Source organism: Dactylosporangium sp. NPDC051484, from assembly GCF_040689395.1.
In the GTDB taxonomy this organism is placed as follows: Bacteria; Actinomycetota; Actinomycetes; order Mycobacteriales; family Micromonosporaceae; genus Dactylosporangium.
In genome coordinates this window covers 61,350-85,376 of the sequence record NZ_JBFAZX010000023.1, presented here as the reverse complement: position 1 = coordinate 85,376, position 24,027 = coordinate 61,350, and the positions used below count along the sequence as shown (strand labels likewise).

Sequence of the window (24,027 nt, the reverse complement as noted above, 5' to 3'; positions counted from 1 at the left end):
CGATTCACGTTGCGTAAATATCACTAGTTCCTGTCGTCATTTCGGTTGAGCGGACGACCTTCCGAAAATGGCCGGCCCTATTGCCGCCAGGCCGTATGCAAGTGCGGCCTGGAGTCCGTAGACCCACCAGGAATGGTTGACGCCGCCGGGGCGGTAGAACGCCAGGTAGATCGGAAGCATCAGCACTTCGCCGAGTAGGCCGACTGCCCACGGCCACGGCACACCGAGCAACCGCAGCGCGAGCGGCCCCAACCACGGCAGGACCAGCAGCAGGTAAGCGAGCAACTCCAGCAACGGCCAGAAGTCGAACCGTTGCGAGTTGCTCCGCTCCTGATGCAACAGCACGCCCGCCGCGGGGGCGAGCAGGACGAAGCCCACCCCCCGCGGCGAGCGCGACGGGACGCCAGATCGATGCTCCGAGTACCGTGCGTCCCGTCATGCTGGTTCCTTCCGCTTCGCGCCGGCCGTCAGTTGTTGACGATTGCCGCGTTCACCACGCCGGCGTATCCGATCTGGCCGTTGATGTTGGGGTGGTAACTGAAGACCTGGTTGGAGAGGTCGATGCCGTTGATCCACTCGGGGTGGTCGGGCTCGCATACTCCGTGTCCGGTGAACGCGGCCGTAGGATCGGCGAACCCGATCTGCGTGTCCGGGTAGTCCACCTTCACGGTCTGGACGGCATTGGTGATGGTCTGCGTCAGCTTGACCCCCATCTGGTTCATCCAGGCCTGCGCCTCGGGCGTCACCCCCATGCAACCGTCTGTTGCGCCGTCGCGGAAGAGATGCGGGTACCCGACCACGATGATCTTCGCTTTCGGCGCATTGAGGTGGATCTGCTCGTAGGTCAGGATCAGATGCTGCTTGAGCTGATCGATCAGATAAGGCTCGTAGGTGATGAGCGGTTGCGGATCAACCTTGGTTCCCGCCATCCCGTGCCGGGTGAGCTTGAAGTCCGAGGCGACGCAGTTCCCTGGTGGATGGCCACTCACGGGACAGGTCAGAATGGTCGGATCCCGGGGGTACACAGCTCGACCGTTGCATCCGCGGACCGTACGGTAGCGAATGTCAACGACGGCCGAAAAGTCTTGCGGGAGCGTCAACAACCCGTGGTCGAGGAGGCGCTGATGGATGACGCGGGAGCCGGCGAGTTCGGTGGTGATGGCGGCATCGGCGTCGCGGGTGCGGCGTACATCGATCCCTGGGACGGGAAAGGCGGTCAGGAGCAGCGAAGCCATCTGCCCGCCGATGATGCGCACGTTCTGGTCGGCGGTGATCGCACTGATCTCCGCGAGGGATCGTATTGACAGTTCGTCGGCGTACGCGGTGGCGACGAGTTCGACGTGACGCCCTATCTCCACAGCCGCTCCCGGAGTGCCCGCGCTCGCAGTTGGTCGACCGCTGAGTCAACATCTCCGCCCGATGACCGGCTGAGATTCCACGCCGCGATCAGCGGGTCGGTGTACCGACGTGGGCTTCCATCTCGTATTGCTGGCAACTCGCGTGACGATTGCGAAAGTAGCGACCGCTGCCCCGAAAACCTCGGACGTCGCGGCTGCCGGAACCGCTGTTCGGGACGGCAAGTTCGAGTTTAAGGTCACCAAAGGCCCAGACTGCGGCAAGACACAGATCGCCGGGTAGAAGGCGCAAGGCCGCTTCTGTCAGATCACGCTGCAGGTCAAGAACATCGGCAACGACGCCCGAACCTTCGACGACAGCAACGTCGTCGCCTACGACGCCGCCGTCGCCCGCTACGAAACCGACGGTGTCGCCAGCCTGTACGCCAACCCAACGGCGAATCGTTCTTGGAAAAGATCAACCCGGGCAACCAGGTCAGCGTCATCGTCGTCTTCGACGTCGCCGCGAATGTCAAGCTTGTGACGCTCGAGGTCCACGACTCGAGCTTCTCTCGCGGCGCAAAGGTCGTCCTGGCATAACCATGCCCGACGAGACGGCGTCCATGAGCGAAATGCCCGGTAACGCCCAGACTGGCAGTTCGCCGAACAGCGAACGGCCCCGACTTCCAGGACGAAGGAGCGGGGCCGCGTTCGTTGTGTTCAGTCGTCCGGGCTGAGCCGGTCGAGCGGTTTGCGGTGCTGCCCGTCCACCTCGGCGGCGACAGGCCGGGCGGCATCCTGCCGCACCGAGCCAAGCAGTGCGCCTACCCGCTCGACGATCTGGTCGAGCAGATCGCGCAGGTGTGCACGTTCAGTGTCATCGAGCGCCTGCACGGACTCGACCGGTATCCGCTGGAGGAGCAGCAGCCCCGCCTCGGCCGACCCGACCACGTCCTTGCCAGCCGGGTTGACCGTGCTCAGCAGTGCCCGCGTTGCCTTACGTGACGTCCGCGCCCGTTCGACAAGGTCGTCTTCGTGCAGGCCGAGATCGGCAACCTGCTCAGGTGTGAGCTGCTCCCGCACCAGGCTCGCGACGTGGTACCGGATCGACGGCTGTGCCCGTCTGGCCTCGTCACGCGAGTAGCCGGCCTCTGCGTACAGCTTCCGCATGTGCTCGCGGTACGGCCACGAGCGGCCGACCCAGTCTGGGGCGCCGGTGGCGTCGGGGAAGTGCGCGCGCAGGCCGACGGTCGACTCGGCAAGCTCGCGATTTAGGACGGTCCGAAGTTCACGGTTGTCGCCGACCAGGCGTAGCGCGTTGAGCGACTTCACCAGCGCGGCGTCGAGGTCATCGCGGGACCGCTCAGCGGCCATGTCCGGCTTCTCCTTCGGGGGTGGGAGTCGGGGTGCTGTTCACTTCGGCCCCTGCCGTCTGCGCCAAAGAGCGTCAGTAACCTGCGTGGACAGGGCGCCGAGAGCTATGGCCAGCAGTAGCACCAGCCACCACGACAGCCGTTCGAGCACGCCGACGTATCCGAGGAGTAGGACGAAAAGGACGGCGCCGATCGTGGACCACACGGCCTCTCGGCGGATCACTGCGGTGTCCCCGTTTTGATCATCAAGGCAACCTATCGACCCGGCGGCGTACAGCACAACGTCCCGGGGCGAAGGCGGGGCGGCTCGGGCTGGCGGATCGACGGCCGGGTCGCTGGGCTCCCACGACACCGAGGCGAGCGACGGGCTGGGCGACGCCTCGACGGTGCTGCGGAACATTGTAAAGAGGTCGGAGCCGGGCATAACGGCTCTCCACCGAGCGGTTGTAACCTACCTAGAAATCAGCTAGGTAGGTCACAGCGGCACTCAACGTTCCGGCGAGTGTGATGTTCGCGGACCGTTCAATAGCGGCCACGCGAGGTTGCGAGACGCCGATACGTTCGGCAACCTCCGCCCGGCTCAGGCCAGCCCGCTCGCGCAGTGCCGTCAGGCCAACGGCCAGACGCAGTTCCTCTTCAAGTGTCGCCTGATGTTCACTGAACGGGTGCAGATCAATTCCGCGTTTGCGGACACTGGCAGCCTGGCGGTGAGCGCACGCTTGGCCTAGTACTAGGCCAAGCGCTAGGCTCTCGTTGAGATCGTGACCGCCGCGTACGACCTCAGCCACGTCGACCGGCTCGGCAAGCGCCGCGCTAAGCTCCGCGCCGAGCTCGAACGCGTCAACAGCGAACTCGACGCCGAAATTGTCAAGGCCGCCCAGCACGTCACACAAGCCGAGCTCGTCCGCCGTAGCGGCCTCACCCGCGAATCCATCGCCCAGAAGATCCTGCCGCCGCAGCAACGGTGGAAGCGCGGCGCGCGCGGCAAAGCCAAGGCCACGCCGGCACCCATGTCGCCGGCTGACTACATGTCTTACGGCGAACGGAAGCCGGTCGTCGTCGCGGACAGCCTCTCCCAGCTCAGCGGCCCTACCAGCGGCACGGTCACCCTGCCGAATCATCTCGACTGGTCCGGCCATCCTGTCTACGACCTCGACGACCCGAAACGGCTCGTCACCATGTACAAGACCGTCTTGCAAGAGGCGCAAACCGTCGCCGACCTCGCCGCATGGCTCAACGCTGACCGGCTCGCCGCTGAATGGACTGGCATGTACCTGCCGCCGAAGGTCCGCAGGCTCTGGGAAGCACAGTTCCCTCAGGTGCTGCTTCCACACAACGCATGTGGAGAACGGTCGTCGCTGAGGTGGTGTGACCTGCGAGGCGAGAGGCATTGGTATCACTAGTGGTATCATCACTGCCATGGCGATGACACTTCGACTTGACGATGAGCAGACCAACGCGCTGCGCGTCCGCGCGGAGCACGAGGGCACCTCGATGCAGGCGGTTGCGGTCAAGGCCATCGAGGAGTACATCGAGCGACACAGTAAGCGTGAGCTCATCGACCGCGCCCTGGATCGGGTCCTGCCCACGTACTCGGAGGCGATCCGGCGGCTCGGCGAATGACGCTGTACCTCGGTCTTGAGGATCTGCTGTACATCGCGCAGCGCACGCTGGGCGGCGAGCCGAAGGTCCGCGACATCGGGCTGCTCAACGCCTCGTCCGCGCGCCCACAGACGTTCGTCTTCGGCTACGACGCCTACCCAACCTTGCCGGAGAAGGCTGCCGCGCTCCTGCACTCGCTCGTGTGCAACCACGCTCTCATCGATGGAAACAAGCGGCTCGGCTTCGCGGCCATGGCGGTGTTCTGCGAGATCAACGGGCAGGCGCTGACCATGTCAAACGATGACGCCTACGAACTCACCATGGGCGTCGCCAGGGGAGAACTCGACGTGCCTGAGATCGCCTTTGCCTTACGTGAAGCCGGCATCTCGTAACGCGGCCCTATGGGTGTACAGCTGACACGGCAGCGGAGGCCAGGAGTCAGCCGCGATGTGCTACAGGTGCTGGTCACCGAACGCGATCAGGGAGAGGGAACTGCCGGCGTCATCGGCGTCTCGGTCGGCATGAGGATCCACAAGATGGGGTAGATCAGGATCTGGCTGCCGGGGATGGCCAGCAGGATCAGCACGAACAGCAGCCGCGCCGGCCACGGGTCGATGCCGAAGCGCTGCCCGAGCCCAGCGATCACGCCGCCGAGGATGCGGCCCTGCGCCGGGCGGACCAGGCCGTGCTGGCGCATCGAGCCGTACACGGTTTCCATGTTGAGCTCCTCTTTCAGGTACCACATCTGATGCATCCAGCATGGCCGCAGCAGCGGCGTCAGGACATCAGGGACCAACCCCGGGCCGCCCCTGGCTGCGCGACCCCGAACCGCCTCCGGGAGCGACACACGCCGAGTCGCTGACGCGGCCCGCCGCTGGCCCCTGGCCCACGCGCAAGCTGGTCAGCGCTTGGCGGTGCTACGGGTTGTCACCGGCTTCCGCGGCAGGGGCACGTAGCTTCAACTCCGGTGGGGCGCTTCGCTCAGTTGGTGAGGGCCCATCCGAGTCCTCGGTGCACTGTCAACGATCCGGCGCTATACTGCGTCAAGTACTAGTCCTGATATAGTAGTCGCTGTGACAGAGAACGGGCAGGAGGATGTCCTCGCGGCGGACCTGCTACGTGGCCATACCGACACGATCGTGTTGGCGGTGCTGCGGAGCGAGGACCGCTACGGGTTCGAGATCTTCAAGTGGATCCGGGAGGCCACGGGCGGGCGGCACGAGATCAAAGAGGCGACTCTGTACGCCACGTATCGCCGGCTGCTGAAGGACGGTCTCATCGAGGCCTACTGGGGCGACGAGAGCCAGGGCGGCCGGCGCAAGTACTACCGGATCACCGACGCGGGCCGCGCCGTGTACCGGCGCAACATCGCGGCCTGGGCGCTCACCCGCGACCTCATCGACACCCTGCTCGACCCGGACCGGAACGCTGGTCCCCGCGACTCGGCCTTCGGAAGGCGATCATCGTGACCAACCCCAACGACACCGCGGACGTTCACCGCCTGCTTGACGAGGCATTCGCGGGCATCGAGATGACCCCCGAACGCCAAGACCTGAAGGAGGAGGTCCGTGCCAACCTGGTCGCCCGGACCACCGAGCTGCAGGCCGAGGGCCTCTCCGGCGGCGCCGCGGCGCGCCGGGCCGTCGAGGAGCTCGGCGACATCCACACGATCGTCGACGGCACAGAGCCTTCCGCGTACGTGGCGAATGCGCTCCTCCGCGTCCGTCCGCGCCCGGCTTTCGTGCTCCGAACCGTGATGCTATCGGTGGTCGGCGTCACCGGCCTCGCCGTGCTGGCGCTCGCCGCTGCGGCCGGGGGTGTTCCGCTGGCCGGTGAGGCCGTGGCGGCGTTCGTCGTCGCGCTGTCCTCCGGTGCGATCACCGCCGACGCGTTGCGCCAGGAGACCACCAGTAACCACCCGATGCCCACCGGCCGTGCCGCCGGGTATGGCGTGGGGGTAACGCTGACGCTGGCCGGGCTGGCATGCGGCTGGCTCTACCTGCGTGGAGCCGATCTCACCTGGGCCTACGTCGGCGCGGCGCCGGCGGTAGGGGGCATCGGGATCCTGAGTTACCTCGGAGCGACCCAGACGAACCGGCACAAGCAGTGGGTGATGCGCATGGCCGAGTCGCACGCCGCGGTCGGCAACCGCTTCACCGAGGATCCCTCGGCCGCCGCACGGTTCGGCATCTACACCGTGGTCAGCTGGCTGATCGCGATCGCCGTGTTCGTCCTGCTGACCCTGACGGTGGGCTGGCTGTGGTCGTGGCTCGCGATCGTCGGCGGCCTTGTAGCGATGATGATCCTGGTCGCGCGCATGTTGTTCGTGGCCGAGTCCTGAAGTTTCGGAAACCGTGGCCGCGGTGCGCCAACACCGCGACCACGGAATGACACACCGGAGTCGTCGACCGAGACGGCCGAGCCTGCCGTGCGTGCCCGCAGTAACACGGTAGCTCACCGCCCCTCTCGGCCCCGCCGGCTCCTTCACCGGAAGGAGAGCACGATGCCCGCAGCGGCACCCGCCATCGAGGCGGTCGAGCTGGGCAAGACCTACGGGAAGGGTACGAAAGCGGTCCACGCCCTGACCGGCCTGAGCTTCACCGTCGAACCCGGCACCGTCTTCGGCCTGCTCGGCCCCAACGGCGCCGGCAAGTCGACCACTGTCCGGATCCTCACCACGTTGAGCCGGCCCGACGCCGGCCGGGCCCGAGTCCACGGCATCGACGTTGTGCAGCACCCGGAACGGGTCCGGCAGCTCATCGGGTACGTCTCCCAGAAGCCGGGCTTCGACCCGGTCGCGACCGGCCTCGAGAACCTGGTCCTCCAGGGGCGCATCCACGGCGTGTCCGCCCGGGACGCCCGGTCCCGCGCGGCCGGCCTGCTGGAGCGGTTCGGCCTGACCGGGCCCGGTCGCCGGCTGGCCGGCACCTGGTCCGGCGGCATGCAGCGCAAGCTTGACGTGGCCATGGGCCTCATGCACCGGCCGCGCGTGCTGTTCCTGGACGAGCCCACCACCGGCCTGGACCCGGAGGCGCGCATGGAGCTGTGGGCCGAGATCGCGCGGCTGGCCCGCCAGGACGGGCTGACCGTGCTGCTCACCACTCACTACCTGGATGAGGCCGACCACCTGGCCGCGCGGCTGGCGATCGTCGACGCCGGCCGGGTGGTCGCGGCCGGCACCCCCGACCAGCTCAAGAGCGCGCTGGGCGGGGACACGATCCGGGCGGCCCTTGCCCGGCAAGCCGACGCCGACCGGGCTCGCGCCGTGATCGGGGCGATCCCCGGCGTCAGCGCCGTCGTCGCCGAGGGCGGGGCATTGCAGGCTCGCGTCGCCGACGGATCAGCCGTGCTGCCCGGCGTGCTGGCCGCACTGGACGCCGCCGGGATCGGGCTCACCGCGGTCGGTGTCGCTCGGCCATCGCTGGACGACGTGTATCTGCATCACGCCGGTCGCAGCTTCGGTGAAGCCGACCGGCTCGGCAACGACCGAGAGGCGGTGCTGCTGTGACCCTCGCACTGACCCACGCCCGGCTGCTGACCGGCCGCTCGCTGCGTACCCTGTCCCGCCAGCCCGCGTACCTGTTGTTCACGCTCGTCCAGCCGATGATCTGGCTGCTGCTGTTCGGCCAGCTCTTCCGCCGCGTCGCGGAGCTGCCCGGGTTCGGCGGTGGGAACTACCTGGACTATCTCACCCCCGGAGTCGTGATCATGACCGCGATGATGTCCGCCGGGTGGAGCGGCACGTCGATCGTGCAGGACATGGAGCGCGGGGTAATGGACCGTACCCTCACGTCCCCGATCCGCCGCTCCGCAATGGTCACCGCGGGGCTGACACACCAGGCGCTGGTCACCCTTGTCCAGTCGCTGATCATGTTCGCCACCGGCCTGCTGGCCGGCGCCCGATACCCGGGCGGCGGCGCCGGGCTGCTGGTCGTGCTCGCCTGCGCGATCCTGATCGCCGTGGTGTTCGCCGCGCTGTCCAACGCCATCGCGCTGGTGGTCCACCAGCAGGAGGCACTCATTGCTGTCTCCCAGTTCCTGGTCCTGCCCCTGGCCTTCCTCTCCTCGATCATGATGGCGCCCGCCCTCATGCCCGACTGGGTGGCACGGGTAACCCGCTTCAACCCGGTGGACTGGGCCGCGGTCGCCAGCCGCGAGGCGCTGATGGCCACCCCGGACTGGGGCATCGTGCTCGACCGCATGGCGCTGCTGTCGGCGCTGGCAGTCCTGATGGCCTGGCTGGCGGCCCGCGCGTACCGCTTCTACCAGCGTTCTCTGTAAAGCAGCAGGGCCCTGACCACCCGGTCGGGTCGGCTCCCCGCCGAGACCGGCGTCTGGCATCAGCCCCGGCACGGCTGCCGACGGTGGGGACGCACGGTAGCGCCTGCGTCCCCACCGAAATGTCAGTCGACCGGCTGTCCGCCGCGGTTGACCTCCTCCGCTACTCGTGTCAGGTGCAGGCGGGGCCAGCTGGCCAGGTCGCCGAGCAGCTGGCGATCGTGTGTGGCGATGACGACGGTGGCGGGCGTGGTCAGCAACGCCGCGGTCAGCTCGTCGACCAGCGCGGCCGACAGGTGGTTCGTCGGCTCGTCGAAGATGAGCAGATCGGGCCGGGCGGCCAACTGCACCGCAAGATCCAGGCGTCTCTGCTGCCCTTGGGACATGCGCTGCACCGGGGTGCGGGATGCTTCCCGGTCCAGCAGTCCGGTGGAGTTCAGCAGTACGAGGTCGCCCTCGCGGATCCGGCCCTCGGCGATCAGGCGGCCGGTGTGCTGCTCGTACACCTGTCGTGCGGTGGCGTCGGCCGGCCAGTCGGGCAGTTCCTGGGCCACCAGAGCGATACGGGCGGCCGGCAGGTGGTGGGCCGTCCCGCTGGTGGGTCGCAGCCGACCGGCCAGGACGGACAGCAGGGTGGACTTGCCCGCACCGTTCGCGCCGGTGATCAGCAGACGGTCCCCGCCGTCGAGGCTCAATGTGACCGGATGTACCAGGCGCCCGGCGACCCGCACGTCGTGGACGCGCACCAGCGCGGCGCCCTTGCGGGTGGCCAGCTCGGGCCAGCGCAGCGACAGCGGCGGCTCGGGCACGGTGATCCGGTGCGCCTCCAGCGCTTCCCGCTCACGGTTGAGTGCCTGTACCACGCCGGGAGCTCGGGACTGGCGCTGGTGCTTGCCGGTGCCTTTCGCGGGTCGCCAGCCGGTGCTCAGCCGGTCGCGAGCCTGATCGACGGCCATCGTGAGCCGGCGGTGCTCAGCCTGCTGGGCTTCGAAGTCCTGTTCCCATCGTTCACGCTCGCGCCGGCGCCCTTCCTGCCAGCCGTCGTAGCCGCCGGCGTACAGACGCGCCATGCCGTTCTCGCCGGGGTCCAGGTCCAGGAACTCCATGGCGACGGCGCGCAGCAGGGCACGGTCATGGCTGACCAGGGCGAGGCCGCCTCGGTGGGCGCACAGACGATCGGCGAGGAACGCCAAGCCGTCGGCGTCCAGGTGGTTGGTGGGCTCGTCGAGCAACAGTACGTCGTACGCAGCCCCCAGCAGGCAGGCCAGACGCACCCTGTGGCGCTGCCCGACCGATAGGGTGCTCAGCTCACGCGAGCGGTCGGTGCAGGCGTTCAGCGCTTCCAGAGCGATGTCGACACGGCGCTCGGCGTCCCAGGCGTCCAGGCGGGTGACCGCGTCCAGCGCAGTGGCATAGCGATCTTCGGCGCCGTCCACCCCCTCGGCGAGGTCGTTGGATGCCTCGTCCAGGGCGGCCAGGGCCGTGTGCGCCGCGCGGAGGGCCTCGGCGGTGAGCGCACCCACCGTCAGGCCCGCGCCGGCAGGCAGGGTCTGTTCGGCCAGCCCGATGGTGCCCGCCCGGTGTACCGAACCGCTGTCAGGGGCCACGAGACCGGCCAGGACGTGCAGCAGGGTCGTCTTGCCACGGCCGTTCTCCCCGACGATCGCCAGCCGGGATCGCGAGGAGACAGTGACCGACACGCGGTTGAGGACTTGCCGCGCGCCCAGCACGACGCTGACGTCCTCGGCGCGCAGGTGCGCGTGTTCACCTGCGGGGATCGGGCTGTCCACCGACGCCGACCAGGCCGTGCGGGCCGGATCGCGGTGGACCTGAAGGTCGGTCTGGGGCAGGCTCGATGAACTCGTACGAGTGATAGACACAGGGGTGCTCCGCAGCTCGGGATTGAGCCGGGCAGCCACAACAAGCCGCCCGGCAGGACGCCGGGACGGCGGGGCAGGAGATGAGGATCGCTCGGTGCGCCGCCGTCAGCGGCGGGTGCGGAGCCTCATCGACGCGATGCCTGTGTACTTCATGGTCACGAGGCTACATTGATCATGCGGGTCGGCCAAATGCATTGCGGCCGGCCGCAGACGCCGTTGAGCTGCAGCTCAACGGCGCGGGGAAGACCTCTTCGAGCAGCTGCCCGCCTGACGACCCGCACGGTGGGCCGGGATCAGGCCGTGGCGAACGCCTCGGCCTGGACGACGTCGGTGGCCGTGCGGCGCACCAGGCGGACGCCGACGAGCATGAGCGGCGCGTAGCACACCAGCGCGACCACGGCACCGACCACGGCGGGCAGCAGCGCGGCGGCCATGAACGGCACCAGGATCACCGGCACGGTCCACCAGCCGACCACTCCGGCGCGGGCCAGGCCGGCCAGGAGCAGCGGCAGCATGACCACCCCGCCGGCGACGCCGGTGAGCCGCCACAGGACCATCGAGGGGTCGGCGGCCACGGTGTCGAACACCTTGACCGCGTCGGCGAGCGGCACCGCGCCAGGCATCGCGCCGGTGAACCAGTCCGACAGCAGCATGCCCGACATCTGGATCGCCCCGAACGTCGTCAGGGCGACCCCGACGGCGGTGAGGGTCCGGCCGCGCCGGCCGCGCAGCAGGGTCAGCGTCGCCGGCACGCCGAGCGCGATGAGCACCCAGGCGTAGTGGAGGAGGTTCGCCGACAGTACGGACAGGCCGAAGTCGTCGGCGAGGGAACTGAGGTACGCCGCTGAGGTGTCGTCGGCCTGCGGTGGCGAGGTGAGCATGCCGCCGAACATGACGAACGGGGCCAGGACGAGGGCACCGCCGGCGAGCCGGCGCAGCGGGGTCGGCGTGGTGGCGGTGGTGGCGGCGTTATCGGACATCGCACTGAATCCTCTCGGGGTTTGCGGGCGCCGGTGTTCGGCGTGGTGCAAACGCTATGGCCGTGCGACGCCTGGCGGATCGGCGTGCAGGGCCCCTCCGGCTGCGATCCCGGGGCGGCCGGCGGGCACCAGAGGTCCTTCCCGGGGAGGACGTTCGGGCTGGTGACGTCGTCCCCGGATCTGATCCCGCCGTGGCCGCGCGGTCGCTACCGTCGGTGGCGAGAGGAGGCCTGGGTGCGCGTACCACGCAGTCAGCGGCAGTGGCTGGTCGTCGGTGGCGGCGCCGGGGTGCTGTTCGCCGCCCTCGCGCTCGTGGAGGCTTACGGCGATCCGCGAGCCACGGACACCCGCCTGGCCGCGGTCGCGATGGTCGTGGTCCTGGCGTTGTGCTTCCCGCTCGCCGCGTGGTTCCCGGTCGCCGGGATGACCGTGGCGATGCTGTCGTTCCCGTACGTGATCCTGATCGGCGGCCCGGGGGTCGGCGGCTCCCAGCTCATCGCGGAACTGGTGCTCGTCGTCCATGCCGCGTACCGGAGCCCGCCGCGCCGGGCGCTCGTCGCGTCGGTCGCCGCCGCGGTGGTGCCGGCCGCCCCGCTCGTCTGGATCGGCGAGGGCGCGTGGGAGTTCGTGTTCTTCGGCACGCTGGTCGGCGCCGCCTGGGGGCTCGGGACGTTGCTGCGCCGCGAACAGGCGCGCTCTCGGCAGCTGGCGTTGCTGGCCGCCCAGCTCGACGCGGAGCGCGAGGCTCGGGCCCGTGCGGCCGTCGACGAGGAGCGGGCCCGCATCTCCCGCGAGCTGCACGACGCGGTGGCCCACACGGTCAGCGTCATGACGATGCAGGTCGGCGTGGTGCGCCGCCGGCTGGGCGACCGTCCTGTCGAGCGCGATGCGCTGACCCAGGTCGAGCAGCTCGGGCGGCGCTCGGTGACGGAGCTGCGGCGCGTCGTCGGGCTGTTGCGTCCCGACGACACCGACGGCCTCGCCCCGACACCGTCGCTGCGCCGGCTCGACGACCTGGTCGGTCATGTCCGCTCCGCAGGGCTGGACGTCACGCTGCGGGTCGAGGGCGAGCCCGTGCCACTGCCGGTGGCGCTGGACGTCTCGGCCTATCGCGTCACGCAGGAGGCGCTCACGAACACGTTGCGGCACGCTGCGGCTGGGTCCGCCACGGTGGTCGTGACGTACGAGCCGGCCGCCGTTAGCGTCCGCGTCGCCGACGACGGGCGGGGCGGCGCCGCACCCGGCCCGTCCCCCGGCGGCGGGCACGGGCTGGTCGGCATGCGGGAGCGGGTCGCGATGTTCGACGGTGAGCTGCGGGCCGGACCCCGCACCGAGGGCGGTTTCGAGGTGTACGCGCGGTTTCCGCTCGGCGAGGAGATGCGATGATCCGGGTGCTTCTGGCGGACGACGAGGCGATCGTACGGGCCGGTCTGCGCCTGCTCATCTCCGACGAACCCGACCTCGAGGTCGTCGGGGAGGCCGCGGACGGTCACGAGGCGGTCCGAGCCGTCGCCGCGCTCAACCCCGACGTGGTCCTCATGGACGCCCGCATGCCAGGGCTCGACGGCATCGGCGCGGCACGGGCGATCGCCGAGGCACACCCCGGGGTCAAGGTGCTCGTGCTGACCACCTTCGACGAGGAGGTGCTCGTGGACGGCGCGCTGCGTGCGGGCGTCGCGGGTTTCCTGCTCAAGGTGTCGCCGCCGGAGCAGCTGCTCGACGCGCTGCGGGAGGTCGCCGCCGGCCGCGGGCTCATCGACCCGGCGGTGGTGCCCCGGGTGATCGGCGGCTACGCGCGCGCACCGCAGGCGCCGACCCGCGCCCCGGCCCTGGACCGGCTCACGGGTCGCGAGGCGGAGGTACTCGCGCTGGTCGGCCGGGGCCTGTCCAACGCCGAGGTCGCCGCGCGGCTCTTCCTCGGCGAGACGACCGTGAAGACCCACCTCGGCCGGGCGCTGGACAAGCTCGGCCTGCGCGACCGTCCCCAGGCGATCGCGTTCGCCTACGAGAGCGGCCTGATCCGCCCCGGCGACGACACCGGCTGACCGGCCGTCACCCCGGCAGCAGCAGGTCCCCGCGCGCCAGCTCGGAGGCGGCTGCCCGGTAGGCATGCGTCGGTGCTTCGGCGTACGTTGCCTTCGTGTACCCGTTCGCCATCGACCTCGGTACCTCCAACACGGTTGCTGTGCTCCGCGGGGCGGACGGCCAGATCCGCCCGCTGCTGTTCGACGGCCGGGAACAGTTGTCGTCGGCCGTCTATGCCGGGGCGGACGGGGCGTTGATCGTCGGCACTGACGCGGAACGGCTGGCGCGCGCCGACCCGGCGGCGTTCGAGCCGAACCCGAAACGGCGGGTCGACGACGGCACGGTCCTGCTGGGTTCCCACACGATTGCCGTGACCGACACGTTGGCCGCGGTACTGCTGGCGGTCGTTGAGCAGGTCAATCGGGTCGGCCAGCCCGGCCCGGCGGTGCTGACTGTCCCCAGCACCTGGGCCGCTTCCCGGCGCGCGGTGCTCGCCGCGGCCGCCGTGCGGGCAGGACTCGGCACGGTGACGCTGATCAGCGAGCCCATCGCGGCCGCCGCCTACTACGCCTCGGCGCTGCGCCATGGGCTCCCACCGGATGGAGCGCTGCTCGTCGTCGACGTTGGTGCGGGCACTGCGGACGTCGCGCTGGTCCGCGCCTCAGCGGCGATCGGCGCGGGTAGCGCTGCGCCCGATACGGCGCTGTCCGTGATCGCGCAGCAGGGCCTCGACATCGGCGGCCTGGACGTCGACGCAGCACTGGTCGGCGTCCTCGGCCAGCTGGTCTCCGGCGACGCGCCCGAGGCGTGGCGGCGCCTCGCGGCACCGGCAACCAATGCGGAGCGTCGCGACCGGCTCGTGCTGTGGCAGGAGGTACGCGCCGCGAAGGAGAGCCTGTCCCGGCTCAGCGTCGCGCCGGTGCACATGCCCGGGTACCCGACCGACCTGCACCTGACCCGCGAGGAACTGGAGGTTGCGGCGACGCCACTGCTGGCCCCGGTCGCCGAGGTCGCCGCCCAGATGGTGGCGACGGCGGGGCTGGCTCCGCACGATCTGGCCGGCGTCTTCCTGGTCGGCGGCGGCAGCCGGATGCCGTTGCTCGGCCGGCTGCTGCACGCCCGCCTCGGGGTGGCGCCCACCGTGGCCGAACGGCCGGAGACGGTGGTCGCCGAGGGCGCGATACAGGCGCAGCCCACAATGGCGACGGTACCGGTCGTGGCCCCGTCCAGCGAGCGGGTGGCGACGGCACCCAGCGGGTCAACCCCGAGGCGGACACCCATTCGCCGGCGGTGGCTCAGCCCGGCGACGCTGGTGCTGGCGCTGCTGTGCTTTGTGCTGCCGTTCGCCACCGTCTCCTGCGTGCCGGACAGCTACGGACGCGCCAAGCCGGGCGGGACGACCGAGTACAACGGACTCGACCTCGCGCTGGGCGGCAAACCGCACGTGCAGCCCGACCACCTGCGCCCGCCAACCGAGTGGCGGGAAGACCGGATCGAACCGCAGCCGTTCTATGCGGCCGCACTGCTCGTGCTCGGCGCGGCGCTGGTCACGGCGTTGACGCTGACCCGGCAGCGGCGCCGCCGCGCGCTCGTGGCAGGGCTTGGTGCGCTGGCCGGACTGTCGCTGGTCGCCGGCCAGGTGCTGGTGGTGAACAGGCTCGCCGACCGGATCCGGGAGCAGAGCGCGGTGCCCGCCGGGCAGGACGCGCGCGACTTTGTGGGTACCGGCGCCGGCTTCTGGCTGACGCTCGTGCTGCTCGCACTGCTCGTCGCCGGCAATCTGGCCGCCTTGCTGCCACTGCGCCGACTGCTCCGGCGCTGGCGGACATGACAAGAGAGGGCGATGCTCTGTTCCTGCTCCTCGCCGGCGGCGCCGACTGTTCGGCGATCGCTTCCTGGCTGCTACCGGTGCGGGCTGCTCGACGCCACCGCGACCGTCACAACCATCCGTCACATACCGCGCTCGAACTCGCTTTTTCAGGTCGAAGTAACTATGCAACGGCGGCGGCGAATGCGGCGAACAGATCCCCTGATAGCGGCGTCGTGAGCTTCCACGTCACGGCCATTGGTCGATCGCCCTCGTGCTGAACGTAGGTCGCGGGGCCGAGGAACCAGAATGCCCGGTCATCGGCCCGTGTCCGCGCGAACAACAGGACCGAGCGCCCCATCGCCACGTGATTGCGGTACCGCCTACCAGTCGGGCTGTCGGCGGACGTGGTGGATTGGCTCTCCCAATGGATCAGGTCGCGGCTGATTGCATAGTCGCGGTAGCGGGTGGTCGGCGAGAAGTCGCCGCTCGTCTTGTCGAGCGTGAACACGAATACGTCGGCACCGGCCGCCTTCGCGTCGTACACACCCTCGCGCCATTGGGGCGTCTTCGTCCCGCTGCCCTCGCCGACCGCTGCGAGGATCTCGATGCGGGTGTACTGACTGTGCACCTGCAGCGGAATGCCCGTCAGAGCCTGATGCTGGACATGGCGCGGGGCTTCGCCAAGGACGTTGAGCAAGTCGCGCAGTTCAACGATCACCTGCGGATGCGACCAGAGAATGTCGACTGCGGACTGCAGCGGTGTTTCCCTTGTGACCACCTGATCGGCGATGTTGGCGAGGAGCATCCGCGTCATGCGCTGCTCGACGTCGCTCATGGCGTCGACCTCGGGTGGGTTCGTGTGGTCCAGCAACGAGCGGTACCCGTTGACACGCTGGTGGTCATCGACATGCAGCATGCGACCGATCCCGCGTCGGAGGGCTTGCTCATGTGGCCCGGTGGGCGCCACGGGCAGGCCGGCGGCCTCGCGCAACGCTGACCAGCCTCGGTTGCTGGCATAGATATCGGCAACCTCGAGGCCCGTTTCGGCGAGGTATTTCGCCATGGTCACCTCGGTCTGGTGTTGCGCCAGTGCTCGGAGCTCGGCCACCTTCGACGGCCAGCGTGACGGGATGGCCTCGCGGATACTGCGGAGCACGACCTCGCGCGCCACCCGGTCAAGCTCCATGTGGCAACCGGCAGGCAGGAATGGAAAACCGTCTTCGACGGCTCGTTCGAGGTCACTGCGGGTTCCGCCGAGCAGCGCGCGGTACCGCAGATCGAAGCGAAACTCCCGACGGTGGTGGCCGACGAAGTCCAGCACCGTGCAGACGCTCTTGCCCTTCGCGATCCGTAGCCCCCGGCCCAGCTGTTGGAGAAACAGCGTGGCGCTTTCGGTAGGTCGCAGCATGAGCAGGGTATCGACGCTCGGTACGTCGACACCTTCGTTGAACAGCTCGACCGAGAAGATGACCTGAAGCCTGCCGTCTGCCAGATCCCGGATCGCGGCGGCGCGCTCCGTTTCTGGCGTCTCGCCCCAGATTGCCACCGCGGCTACGCCGAGCCTTTGGAACTGCTCCGCCATGAAGCGGGCGTGGGCGACGCTCACGCAGAATCCCAGGCATCGGATCGTCGAGAGATTCGTGACGTGCCGTTCGAGTTGTTGGTAGACGAAGCGGACCCAGGCCATGTCGCTGGTGTACACATCGGTCAGTGCGGCCTCGTCGTAGCCACGTCCGCGACGCCACGGAACGTCGCTTAAATCGACGCCGTCGTGGATGCCGTAGTAGGCGAACGGCGCCAGACGATGTTGTTCGATGGCATCCCAAAGGCGCAGCTCCGCAGCGATGCGATCGCCGAACCAGTGCAGGATCGGCAGGCCGTCAGCGCGCTCTGGTGTCGCGGTCAGGCCGAGCAGTTCGCGTGGCGTCAGTTCTTCCATGATGGCGCGGTACGACGGCGCGGCGGCGTGGTGGAACTCGTCGATGACAATGACGTCGAAGTGGTCTGGGGCGAGGTGTTGCCGGTTGGCGGCCGTCAGCGTCTGGATAGATGCAAAGACGTGGTCAAACGCGGTCGGGCGCGCACCTGCGACCCATTTCTCGCCAAACGAGTAATCGCGCATCACGTGGCGGAACATTGCAAGGCTCTGGTCGAGTATCTGTTCGCGATGCGCGACGAACAACAGCCGTGCCCGGGGCAACTTCTGGCGCAAACGCGCGTAGTCGACCGCGGCCATCACGGTCTTTCCGGTGCCGGTCGCTGAGACCAGCAGATTGCGGTGATGACCCCGCGCGCGAGAGAGCTCAATCAGCTCGAGCATCCGCTCCTGGAACGGCTCGAGGCGGACCTCAAGTGGACTCAGCATCGAAACGTTGCTGCCATCGGATTGGCGTGACCGCGCCTGCTTGAAGTCTGCCTTGACGTAGGGGACGAAGTCGCCGCTTTGCCAGTAGCTCTCGAAGACCGCCTCGATCTTCTTGACCACGTCAGGGTTGCGGGCGGCCGAGACTCTGACGTTCCATTCCAGACCGGCCACCTGGGCGGAGTGTGTGAGGTTGGACGATCCGACGTACGCCGTATTGAAAGCCGTATGCCGACGGAACAGCCACGCCTTGGCGTGAAGGCGGGTTGTGGTCACGTCGTAGGAGACCCGAACCTCGGCGCCGAGATCCGCCAGTAGGTCGAGCGCCTTGCCTTCGGTTGAGCCGGTGTACGTGGTCGTTAGCACGCGCAGCGGTCTTCCCCGCGCGCAATGCTCGCGGAGCGCGCCGATGATTGGTAGTAGACCGCTCGTTCGGATGAACGCCATCACCAGGTCGATGGCGTCGGCTGACTCAATCTCGGTGAGGACCTGGCTCCCCACTCGCGGTTCGCCGGGCGCGTTCGTCAGCAGCGTCGTATCCAGCAGCGGAATGAGAGGCCGCCCCGCGTGGCGGACAGAGCCGTCGGGCCGTCGCTCGCCGACTGCACTCAACACTTGACCCGGTGCCAGCGGTGATTCGAGCGCCGGCTCCGTTCGTGGCAGCCGCGTACCGAGCGTTTCAAGCAGGCGCTGCGCCACTTCGACGCCGATCGCAACGCGGTGAGCTTCAGGCACGGCGTCGAGCGCGCGCTCGACCTGCCGGGCGAGCAGCAGCGCAATTCGATCAGCTACGTCGGCTGACCGCAGACCCTGCCGCTTGACAAGCTCCTGGTCGACATTCACGAGCTGCTCTTCGAGAGCCTTCGTTACGACAATCTCGTAGAGCCCCGCCGGCAACTCGTCAGCCACCGCATCAGTTTGCCTTATGATCCACTGCCCTGTCAGCGTGAAGTCACGGGTGTTGGGTGGCCTGGTTGCAGGTCGGCCGTGCGATAGGCCGTCGCCTGGGTATGGGGTCAGCGCGATGCCGTTACCGCTGGCTGATGCCTGGGCGGCCTGCGGCGCCGGCTCCTGCAGCACATCTCCACGTGCCGGGCTGACCGCAGATCATCGGCGATCGCGGCCAGTCAACTGTGCCGTTCCTTGATCTCCTTGGCCGGTCGGGCGGTCGACGTTACCTCGTGGCGGGTTTGACGCAGCGGTACTCCTTGACGGCCGGGACGACCTCCAGCGGCGGAAGGTCATACTCCACGACGAGCTGCCGGGACTCCGGCGCGTAGGCCAACCGATAGTTCGTGGGAAGTCGTCGGGGTAGATGGAGTTGGACAACACAATGCTGAAGTAGTCGATGACCGCTTCCGGCTCGCCGGCGTGGAATGCCGCCGCAAAGCGTCCACCTTGGCATTGTGGGCCGCGACCTCCGCATCGGCCTGTTGACGTTGTTGCTGGTATGCCCCGTGGGCAGCCGCCAGCCGACGCTGCCGATCGGCCTCCGCGGCGGCGTGCTGGGTTTGCGCGAGCTGGAACCGGGACTGGGCAGCCGAACATCTTGCTCAGGCTGGCCGGAGGAGAAGGCCGAACTGCCGCCAATCCGGCGCCGGCACCGGGGGCCCGAGTGCGCCGGGGGCGAACGGCGGGAACCGAAACGGTTTCTTCAGGCGTGCGAAGTCCACATGCTCGTCCACGGCCAGCGTAGCCCGCAGCAGATCGTCGAGCTCCTCCAGTTGTGAGTTGTGCTGAAGGTCGGCGTTGTCGGCGCCGACCTCGACTGCCCGGGCTTCCAGGTGGAGGCGCTCGCGTTCGTCTGCGGTCCGCTGAGCAGCCTTCGTGGCCTGCTCGGCCGCCCGACGCATGGCCTGTTGCTGCCGAACGTACGCCGCCTGCGCGTGTTGTTGGCCCGCACCTGCTGCGCATGTGCCCGTTGAATCTGGGCGAGGATGCCTCGCCGACGCGCCACCCGACCTCCAAGACCTCGTGAAGCCCCGACATGGTACTGACCGACGGCAGTGACCAGTTTGCGATCTTTGCTGCGGCCCCATTACGGTGATTTGATATTGACGCACTGCGATCAGGTCCGGGGGGAGTGGCGGTCCCGTGGTGATGTCGGCCGGTCAGCCACCGATCAATTTCCACGCGCACCGGAGCCGGGCGGGCGAGTCCGGCGCACCGGAGGACTTCGAGCAGATGCTCGCGCTGCTCGTGCAAGCGATCTCCGGATCAGGGAGCCTCGTCTACGCCAACGCCCCTGGCGACTGGGGTATCGACGTGCTCGTTGGCGAGCTCGACGGCGACGTCGAGATCTTCCAGGCGAAATACCTTATGGGCGGCGTCGGGCCGAGCCAGCGGACCAATATTCAGCACTCGTTTCAGCGTGCCGTGACGGCGGCCGCTCAGCACGGCTACACCGTCAAGCGCTGGGTGCTGTGCACCCCGGCGAGCCTGGGTCCAGTTGAGCGGCAGTGGTGGCGGCCCTGGAAGCTCGCGCAGGAGGCGGCCACCGGCGTCGCGATCGAGTTGTGGGACGAGACGGTGCTGCGCGGCCTGCTGCTGCAACCCGCCGCCCGACACATCCGGCGCAGTTTCTACGAGCCCTATCGCGACGAGCGGCCGAAGTCGCCGCCGGCCGTCATCCGCAGCGGACCGGATCGGCGTTGGCGGCCCGGCAACGAGGCGATTGTCGGGCCGCACGTCTACCTGCTGCACTCGGACGCCACCGAGGAGCACACCGCCGACCGCACCGGCACCTGGCGCGAGGCCACCGCCGCCCGGATCGGGCCGAAGTCGGTCCGCGTCCGACTGCGCCAGGCCGTCGGACCAGGCGCGAGTGAGCTTCGCGAGGCACTGCGGGCGCAGGCGCGGCTGCTGCGTGAACGCCCTGCTGGGCCCGGCTGGCCGGAGTTGCTCGATCTCCACGAGGGTGGGGTGGCCACGACCCTCGTCATGGCGCGGCCGGAGGGGCGCACCTGGCGCGAGGCGTTCGGGCCGTCAGCCGTAGCGCTCGACCGCATGACCGCCGCCCGTGCGCTTGCTGCGGCGGCCCGGGTCTGCTCCGCTCTCGGCGCGCTGCACGGGCGCGGGCGATTCCATCGGGCGCTGACGCCTGACGGAGTCGTCGTGACCCCCGGCGGCGTGGTTCTGCGCGACCTGGGGTGGGCCGGCCTGGCGAAGGCGGGCGGGGCGCCCGGTTCGGCGGTCGACGTCGAGATGGTCGCAGCGCTGGTGCATCACACGCTGACCGGGCATCCCCCAGTGCCGTTGCTGACACCACCCGTCCGGGCGACGCTGCCCGCTTTCCCGGAGGCGCTCGACGACCTGCTGCTGCGTGCGCTCGGGCCCGACCCGGGTGGCCGGCCTCGCGTTCGGGAGCTGGGCGATGCGCTCGGCCGGGCCCGTCGGACGCTTTCGCTGGGAGGCGCCGCATGACTGTACGGCCGGTCCGGCTGTCCCGTCCGATCGCGGTGGTGCCCTCGGGGAAGACGGTCGAGCAGCTCGCTCGCGACCGCACGACCAACGCCTTGACACTGATCGGCGAGATGGCCCGGCTGTGCGCCGCCGGGACGCTTCCCGCACGCGTCGAGGAGTCGCCCGCCAGGCTCGTCGTCTACACCCAGCGGCACGCGGCGACGCTCTATGTCAGCGACCACGGCGACGCCTACCGGCTGGGTCACGTCGCCCGGCTGACGTTCAAGGACCAGGAGCGCCTGCTTCGCGGCGCACTCACGCTCGTGGGCACCGCCGACTGGCGGGCCTTCGAACACGTGCGTGACGTGCCGCCCCGCTGGTCGGCCCAGTGGCCGGCGATTGCCCGCGAGTGGTCGCTGCTCGACGCGCAGCGCGCCGCGGCGTCGGCACACCCGCCTCACCACGTCGCCTATCTCGACCTGCTGACCGAGGTGATCGAGGCGACCCGCGACATCGAGATCGAGCGGCAGCGCACCACGCCGCCGGCGCAGTATGCCCGCAAGCGCAGCACTCGTGAGGAGCGGCATTCCGGCCGGGGCGTATACACGTTCACGCTCGCGCGCCAAGCGCGGCTGTCCGCCGGCGCGCCGGTATTCATCGCCGAAGTGCCCAGCCTGCGTGGGCGCATCGTGCGCGTTGACGGTCTCGACGTGGTGGTCCGTTTTGACGGCGTCGTTGATTATCGGAGCATCCCGGACCAGGGCGGGCTGCACGAACTGCCGAGTGACCGGGTGTACAAGGCGCAGTTGGACGCCGTCGAGACCCTGCGACAGGGGCGGGCGGCGAATCCCCGGCTGCTTGCCGAGCTCGTAGACCGGCGGCTGCGGCCGTTCTCGCCCGCCGTGGTGGCGCCGCGCGAGCCGCTCGACCCCGGGCAGCTGTCCGCCTTCCGAAGTGCGCTTCGAGTGCCGGACCAGCTGTTGGTGCTCGGGCCGCCAGGCACCGGCAAGACCCGCACGATCACCGAGATCGCGGCGGGATCGGTGGCGCTCGGCGAGCGGGTGCTGGTCACATCGCACACGAATCGTGCGGTGGACAACGTGCTGGAGCGCCTGCCGAGACACATCCGGGCGGTGCGGGTCGGCAACGAGGATTCGATGACGAGCCAAGCGCGGACGTTCATGGTCGAGGCCCAGGTGCAAGGGCTGCGCGACGAAATCCTCGCGGCGACGGAGGGCACGGCAGCGCGCTTGTCGGCCTTCGCGGACGCTCAGCCGTCCGGCTCCGTCTCGTCGGCGCCGGCCGTGCGCTGGCTGGAATTTCTCGGCGCCCAGGTCGACGAGGCGCGCGCTGCCGATATGCGGGCTCAGGCGGCAGCAGCCGCCAACGACGCGGCTCGGCAGCACGCGATCGCACCGATAGCGGCCCAGCTCACAACGGCCGGAGCGGCCCTGCAGCGGGTGCGGGTCGACCTCGCCGACGCCGAACGGCACTTGGCCACCGTACGACAGCGTTTCGCCGCGGCCGATGCGCGGGCCCGCAGCGGTCTGCTGGCTTTCTTCTTCCGCTGGCTCGCCGCCCGCCGATGGCGTTCGGCGCAGACGGCCGAGGCGACCGCCGGGTCGATCCGGGCCGCCGCGGGCCAGGCAGAGGCTGCCCACGTCGGCCTGCTGGCGCAGGCCGACGCGCTGGCGGGGCGGGACCCTGAGACGGTCCGGTGGGCCGCCGCACGGGACGCCGCGACCGCCGAACGGCGAGCGGCCCTGGAACAGGCCGGAAAGGCCGCCGAGGTGATTCGCGACTGCTTACGGCCCGTCCCCGCGGCCCCGGGGCTACCCCCGGCTCCGGGCGCCGATGATCTCGACGGCTGGGAACAGCACCGCCGGCTGATAGCCGGGGCTGTCACCGCCGTACGCGCTCGCGTTGGCCTGCTGGCGCAATGGCGGGACCGTGTTCGCGACGCCGACGAGGAGCTGCAGCGGGAGCTCGTCCGCTACGCCGACGTGGTCGTGGCCACCTGCGTTGGCACCGCGACCACGGCGCTGCTGGCGGAGCTCGAGTTCGACCTCGCGATCGTTGACGAGGCCGGCCAGATCTCCACGCCCAACCTGCTCGTCCCGCTCGTGCGGGCCAAACGGAGCGTGCTCGTCGGCGACCACCACCAGCTGCCGCCGTATCTCGACGATGAGGTCAAGGGCTGGATGGAGAGCCTGCGTGGCGGGGCCGCCGAGCAGGTCGCCGACCTGTTGCGCCGCAGCGCGTTCGAGCGCCTCTACCTCAGCGCCGACGACCAGCACCGGGTCATGTTGACGATCCAGCGACGGATGCCTGAGCCGCTCGCCCGTTTCGTCTCCGGCCGCTTCTATTCGGGGGTACTGCGTACCGAACATCCCGGCGGGCCGTCCGACTCCATCTTCCGCGCGCCGTTCGCGATGGTCGACACCGCCGATCAGCCGATGGCCCGCCGGGCCGAGCGGCCGGGGCGCCGCCAGGAGGAGTGGGGCCGGGGCGGCTACATCAATCCGTTCGAGGCCGACCTTATTACCCTTCTGATCACCTGGTACGTCCACCAGTACCCGAACTGGGCGGTCATCGTGCCATACCGCGCCCAGGTCGAACTTGTCACCGAGCGGCTCACCAAGACGCTTGGCGACGCCACCGTTATCGCGGACAACGTCGGCACTGTCGACGCGTTTCAGGGCGGCGAGCGGGATCTGATCGTCTACGGTTTCACACGCAGCAACCAGCAGGGCGACATCGGCTTCCTCAAGGAGCTCCGCCGGATCAATGTGGCCATCACCCGGGCCCGGCGCCAGCTGGTGCTCGTCGGCGACGGGAGCACCCTACGGGCCGCCAAGGACAGGCCGTTCGCCCAACTCATGCTGGCGCTGACCGACCACCTGACCCACTCCGGCGACCTGCGGCCGTCGCGCGAGGTACAGCAGCAGCTGGAAGGGCTTCTGTGAGCCGTCAGGTGATCT

Annotated in this window: 24 protein-coding genes and 1 pseudogene; 16 read left to right on the top strand and 9 right to left on the bottom strand. The window is 69.3% G+C overall.

Annotated elements, in window-relative coordinates; all coding sequences use genetic code 11:
• Positions 1 to 36: 36 nt before the first annotated feature.
• Both AB0367_RS29025 and AB0367_RS29020 read right to left on the bottom strand, forming a co-directional pair.
• The gene (locus tag AB0367_RS29025) at positions 37 to 378 is read right to left on the bottom strand and encodes a hypothetical protein (RefSeq protein WP_366229628.1); all 342 of its coding nucleotides are present in this window, start codon (positions 376 to 378) and stop codon (positions 37 to 39) included.
• Positions 379 to 467: 89 nt separating this feature from the next.
• Positions 468 to 1,358 carry a hypothetical protein gene (locus AB0367_RS29020; protein WP_366229627.1) on the bottom strand — a complete coding sequence of 297 codons (891 nt, stop codon included), beginning with the start codon at positions 1,356 to 1,358 and terminating at the stop codon, positions 468 to 470.
• A gap of 304 nt (positions 1,359 to 1,662) precedes the next feature.
• On the opposite strand from AB0367_RS29020, the pseudogene AB0367_RS29015 reads away from it, so the two are divergent.
• Positions 1,663 to 1,728: pseudogene (locus AB0367_RS29015) on the top strand (hypothetical protein); the annotation flags it as partial.
• Between the two features lie 74 nt (positions 1,729 to 1,802).
• Positions 1,803 to 1,934 (top strand): hypothetical protein, encoded by a 132-nt coding sequence (locus tag AB0367_RS29010; RefSeq protein ID WP_366229626.1) that lies wholly within the window; start codon positions 1,803 to 1,805, stop codon positions 1,932 to 1,934.
• 120 nt (positions 1,935 to 2,054) lie between these two features.
• Here the strand turns inward: AB0367_RS29010 and AB0367_RS29005 are convergent, their stop codons facing one another.
• The 3 genes from AB0367_RS29005 to AB0367_RS28995 form a co-directional block, all read right to left on the bottom strand.
• On the bottom strand, positions 2,055 to 2,708 hold the full coding sequence (locus AB0367_RS29005) for a hypothetical protein (RefSeq protein WP_366229625.1): 654 nt from the start codon (positions 2,706 to 2,708) through the stop codon (positions 2,055 to 2,057).
• A gap of 39 nt (positions 2,709 to 2,747) precedes the next feature.
• Complete coding sequence (locus AB0367_RS29000) at positions 2,748 to 2,930, bottom strand: hypothetical protein (protein WP_366229624.1); 183 nt, start codon at positions 2,928 to 2,930, stop codon at positions 2,748 to 2,750.
• A gap of 232 nt (positions 2,931 to 3,162) precedes the next feature.
• A complete protein-coding gene (locus AB0367_RS28995; RefSeq protein ID WP_366229623.1) occupies positions 3,163 to 3,495 on the bottom strand; it encodes a helix-turn-helix transcriptional regulator in 333 nt (110 codons plus the stop codon).
• Here AB0367_RS28995 and AB0367_RS28990 point away from each other — a divergent pair.
• From AB0367_RS28990 to AB0367_RS28980, 3 genes are read left to right on the top strand one after another with little or no spacing between them, the layout of a single operon-like run.
• Positions 3,469 to 4,110, top strand: a complete 642-nt coding sequence (locus AB0367_RS28990; RefSeq protein WP_366229622.1) for a hypothetical protein — start codon at positions 3,469 to 3,471, stop codon at positions 4,108 to 4,110. The genes AB0367_RS28995 and AB0367_RS28990 overlap by 27 nt on opposite strands.
• A 16-nt stretch (positions 4,111 to 4,126) precedes the next feature.
• On the top strand, positions 4,127 to 4,330 hold the full coding sequence (locus AB0367_RS28985) for a hypothetical protein (RefSeq protein ID WP_366229621.1): 204 nt from the start codon (positions 4,127 to 4,129) through the stop codon (positions 4,328 to 4,330).
• Positions 4,327 to 4,701 carry a type II toxin-antitoxin system death-on-curing family toxin gene (locus AB0367_RS28980; protein ID WP_366229620.1) on the top strand — a complete coding sequence of 125 codons (375 nt, stop codon included), beginning with the start codon at positions 4,327 to 4,329 and terminating at the stop codon, positions 4,699 to 4,701. Before AB0367_RS28985 ends, AB0367_RS28980 begins: the two co-directional genes overlap by 4 nt.
• 86 nt (positions 4,702 to 4,787) lie before the next feature.
• Here AB0367_RS28980 and AB0367_RS28975 read toward each other — a convergent pair whose 3' ends face one another.
• On the bottom strand, positions 4,788 to 5,027 hold the full coding sequence (locus AB0367_RS28975; RefSeq protein WP_366229619.1) for a PspC domain-containing protein: 240 nt from the start codon (positions 5,025 to 5,027) through the stop codon (positions 4,788 to 4,790).
• A gap of 355 nt (positions 5,028 to 5,382) precedes the next feature.
• Here AB0367_RS28975 and AB0367_RS28970 point away from each other — a divergent pair, with 355 nt between their 5' ends.
• The 4 genes from AB0367_RS28970 to AB0367_RS28955 all read left to right on the top strand — a co-directional run bounded on the left by AB0367_RS28970 (position 5,383) and on the right by AB0367_RS28955 (position 8,590).
• Positions 5,383 to 5,778 (top strand): PadR family transcriptional regulator, encoded by a 396-nt coding sequence (locus tag AB0367_RS28970; protein ID WP_366229618.1) that lies wholly within the window; start codon positions 5,383 to 5,385, stop codon positions 5,776 to 5,778.
• A complete protein-coding gene (locus AB0367_RS28965; RefSeq protein ID WP_366229617.1) occupies positions 5,775 to 6,650 on the top strand; it encodes a permease prefix domain 1-containing protein in 876 nt (291 codons plus the stop codon). The genes AB0367_RS28970 and AB0367_RS28965 overlap by 4 nt, the downstream gene beginning before the upstream one ends.
• A 162-nt stretch (positions 6,651 to 6,812) precedes the next feature.
• The gene (locus AB0367_RS28960; RefSeq protein ID WP_366229616.1) at positions 6,813 to 7,817 is read left to right on the top strand and encodes an ATP-binding cassette domain-containing protein; all 1,005 of its coding nucleotides are present in this window, start codon (positions 6,813 to 6,815) and stop codon (positions 7,815 to 7,817) included.
• Positions 7,814 to 8,590 carry an ABC transporter permease gene (locus AB0367_RS28955; protein WP_366229615.1) on the top strand — a complete coding sequence of 259 codons (777 nt, stop codon included), beginning with the start codon at positions 7,814 to 7,816 and terminating at the stop codon, positions 8,588 to 8,590. Before AB0367_RS28960 ends, AB0367_RS28955 begins: the two co-directional genes overlap by 4 nt.
• A gap of 122 nt (positions 8,591 to 8,712) precedes the next feature.
• Here the strand turns inward: AB0367_RS28955 and AB0367_RS28950 are convergent, their stop codons facing one another.
• Together AB0367_RS28950 and AB0367_RS28945 are read right to left on the bottom strand one after the other, a co-directional pair.
• A complete protein-coding gene (locus AB0367_RS28950; RefSeq protein ID WP_366229614.1) occupies positions 8,713 to 10,467 on the bottom strand; it encodes an ABC-F family ATP-binding cassette domain-containing protein in 1,755 nt (584 codons plus the stop codon).
• Positions 10,468 to 10,760: 293 nt separating this feature from the next.
• On the bottom strand, positions 10,761 to 11,447 hold the full coding sequence (locus AB0367_RS28945) for a hypothetical protein (protein WP_366229613.1): 687 nt from the start codon (positions 11,445 to 11,447) through the stop codon (positions 10,761 to 10,763).
• A gap of 234 nt (positions 11,448 to 11,681) precedes the next feature.
• On the opposite strand from AB0367_RS28945, the gene AB0367_RS28940 reads away from it, so the two are divergent.
• The 3 genes from AB0367_RS28940 to AB0367_RS28930 all read left to right on the top strand — a co-directional run bounded on the left by AB0367_RS28940 (position 11,682) and on the right by AB0367_RS28930 (position 15,303).
• Positions 11,682 to 12,833, top strand: a complete 1,152-nt coding sequence (locus AB0367_RS28940) for a histidine kinase (protein WP_366229612.1) — start codon at positions 11,682 to 11,684, stop codon at positions 12,831 to 12,833.
• Positions 12,830 to 13,492 (top strand): response regulator transcription factor, encoded by a 663-nt coding sequence (locus AB0367_RS28935; protein WP_366229611.1) that lies wholly within the window; start codon positions 12,830 to 12,832, stop codon positions 13,490 to 13,492. The genes AB0367_RS28940 and AB0367_RS28935 overlap by 4 nt, the downstream gene beginning before the upstream one ends.
• Before the next feature lie 95 nt (positions 13,493 to 13,587).
• Positions 13,588 to 15,303 carry an Hsp70 family protein gene (locus AB0367_RS28930; protein WP_366229610.1) on the top strand — a complete coding sequence of 572 codons (1,716 nt, stop codon included), beginning with the start codon at positions 13,588 to 13,590 and terminating at the stop codon, positions 15,301 to 15,303.
• A gap of 160 nt (positions 15,304 to 15,463) precedes the next feature.
• Here AB0367_RS28930 and AB0367_RS28925 read toward each other — a convergent pair whose 3' ends face one another.
• Entirely contained in the window at positions 15,464 to 18,553 is a 3,090-nt protein-coding gene (locus tag AB0367_RS28925; protein ID WP_366229609.1) for a DUF3427 domain-containing protein, read from the bottom strand.
• 497 nt (positions 18,554 to 19,050) lie between these two features.
• On the opposite strand from AB0367_RS28925, the gene AB0367_RS28920 reads away from it, so the two are divergent.
• The 4 genes from AB0367_RS28920 to AB0367_RS28905 all read left to right on the top strand — a co-directional run bounded on the left by AB0367_RS28920 (position 19,051) and on the right by AB0367_RS28905 (position 24,012).
• On the top strand, positions 19,051 to 19,374 hold the full coding sequence (locus tag AB0367_RS28920; RefSeq protein WP_366229608.1) for a hypothetical protein: 324 nt from the start codon (positions 19,051 to 19,053) through the stop codon (positions 19,372 to 19,374).
• 3 nt (positions 19,375 to 19,377) lie between these two features.
• Positions 19,378 to 19,569, top strand: coding sequence for a hypothetical protein (locus tag AB0367_RS28915; protein WP_366229607.1), 192 nt, complete (start codon positions 19,378 to 19,380; stop codon positions 19,567 to 19,569).
• Positions 19,570 to 19,738: 169 nt separating this feature from the next.
• Entirely contained in the window at positions 19,739 to 21,067 is a 1,329-nt protein-coding gene (locus AB0367_RS28910) for a serine/threonine protein kinase (protein WP_366229606.1), read from the top strand.
• Complete coding sequence (locus AB0367_RS28905) at positions 21,064 to 24,012, top strand: AAA domain-containing protein (protein ID WP_366229605.1); 2,949 nt, start codon at positions 21,064 to 21,066, stop codon at positions 24,010 to 24,012. Before AB0367_RS28910 ends, AB0367_RS28905 begins: the two co-directional genes overlap by 4 nt.
• Positions 24,013 to 24,027 lie beyond the last annotated feature (15 nt).

Coding starts and splice junctions, on each gene's coding strand:
- AB0367_RS28935 (WP_366229611.1), top strand. CDS start 12,830: ATGATCCGGGTGCTTCTGGCGGACGACGAGGCGATCGTACGGGCCGGT.
- AB0367_RS28985 (WP_366229621.1), top strand. CDS start 4,127: ATGGCGATGACACTTCGACTTGACGATGAGCAGACCAACGCGCTGCGC.
- AB0367_RS28960 (WP_366229616.1), top strand. CDS start 6,813: ATGCCCGCAGCGGCACCCGCCATCGAGGCGGTCGAGCTGGGCAAGACC.
- AB0367_RS28980 (WP_366229620.1), top strand. CDS start 4,327: ATGACGCTGTACCTCGGTCTTGAGGATCTGCTGTACATCGCGCAGCGC.
- AB0367_RS29005 (WP_366229625.1), bottom strand. CDS start 2,708: ATGGCCGCTGAGCGGTCCCGCGATGACCTCGACGCCGCGCTGGTGAAG.
- AB0367_RS28945 (WP_366229613.1), bottom strand. CDS start 11,447: ATGTCCGATAACGCCGCCACCACCGCCACCACGCCGACCCCGCTGCGC.
- AB0367_RS28905 (WP_366229605.1), top strand. CDS start 21,064: ATGACTGTACGGCCGGTCCGGCTGTCCCGTCCGATCGCGGTGGTGCCC.
- AB0367_RS28975 (WP_366229619.1), bottom strand. CDS start 5,027: ATGGAAACCGTGTACGGCTCGATGCGCCAGCACGGCCTGGTCCGCCCG.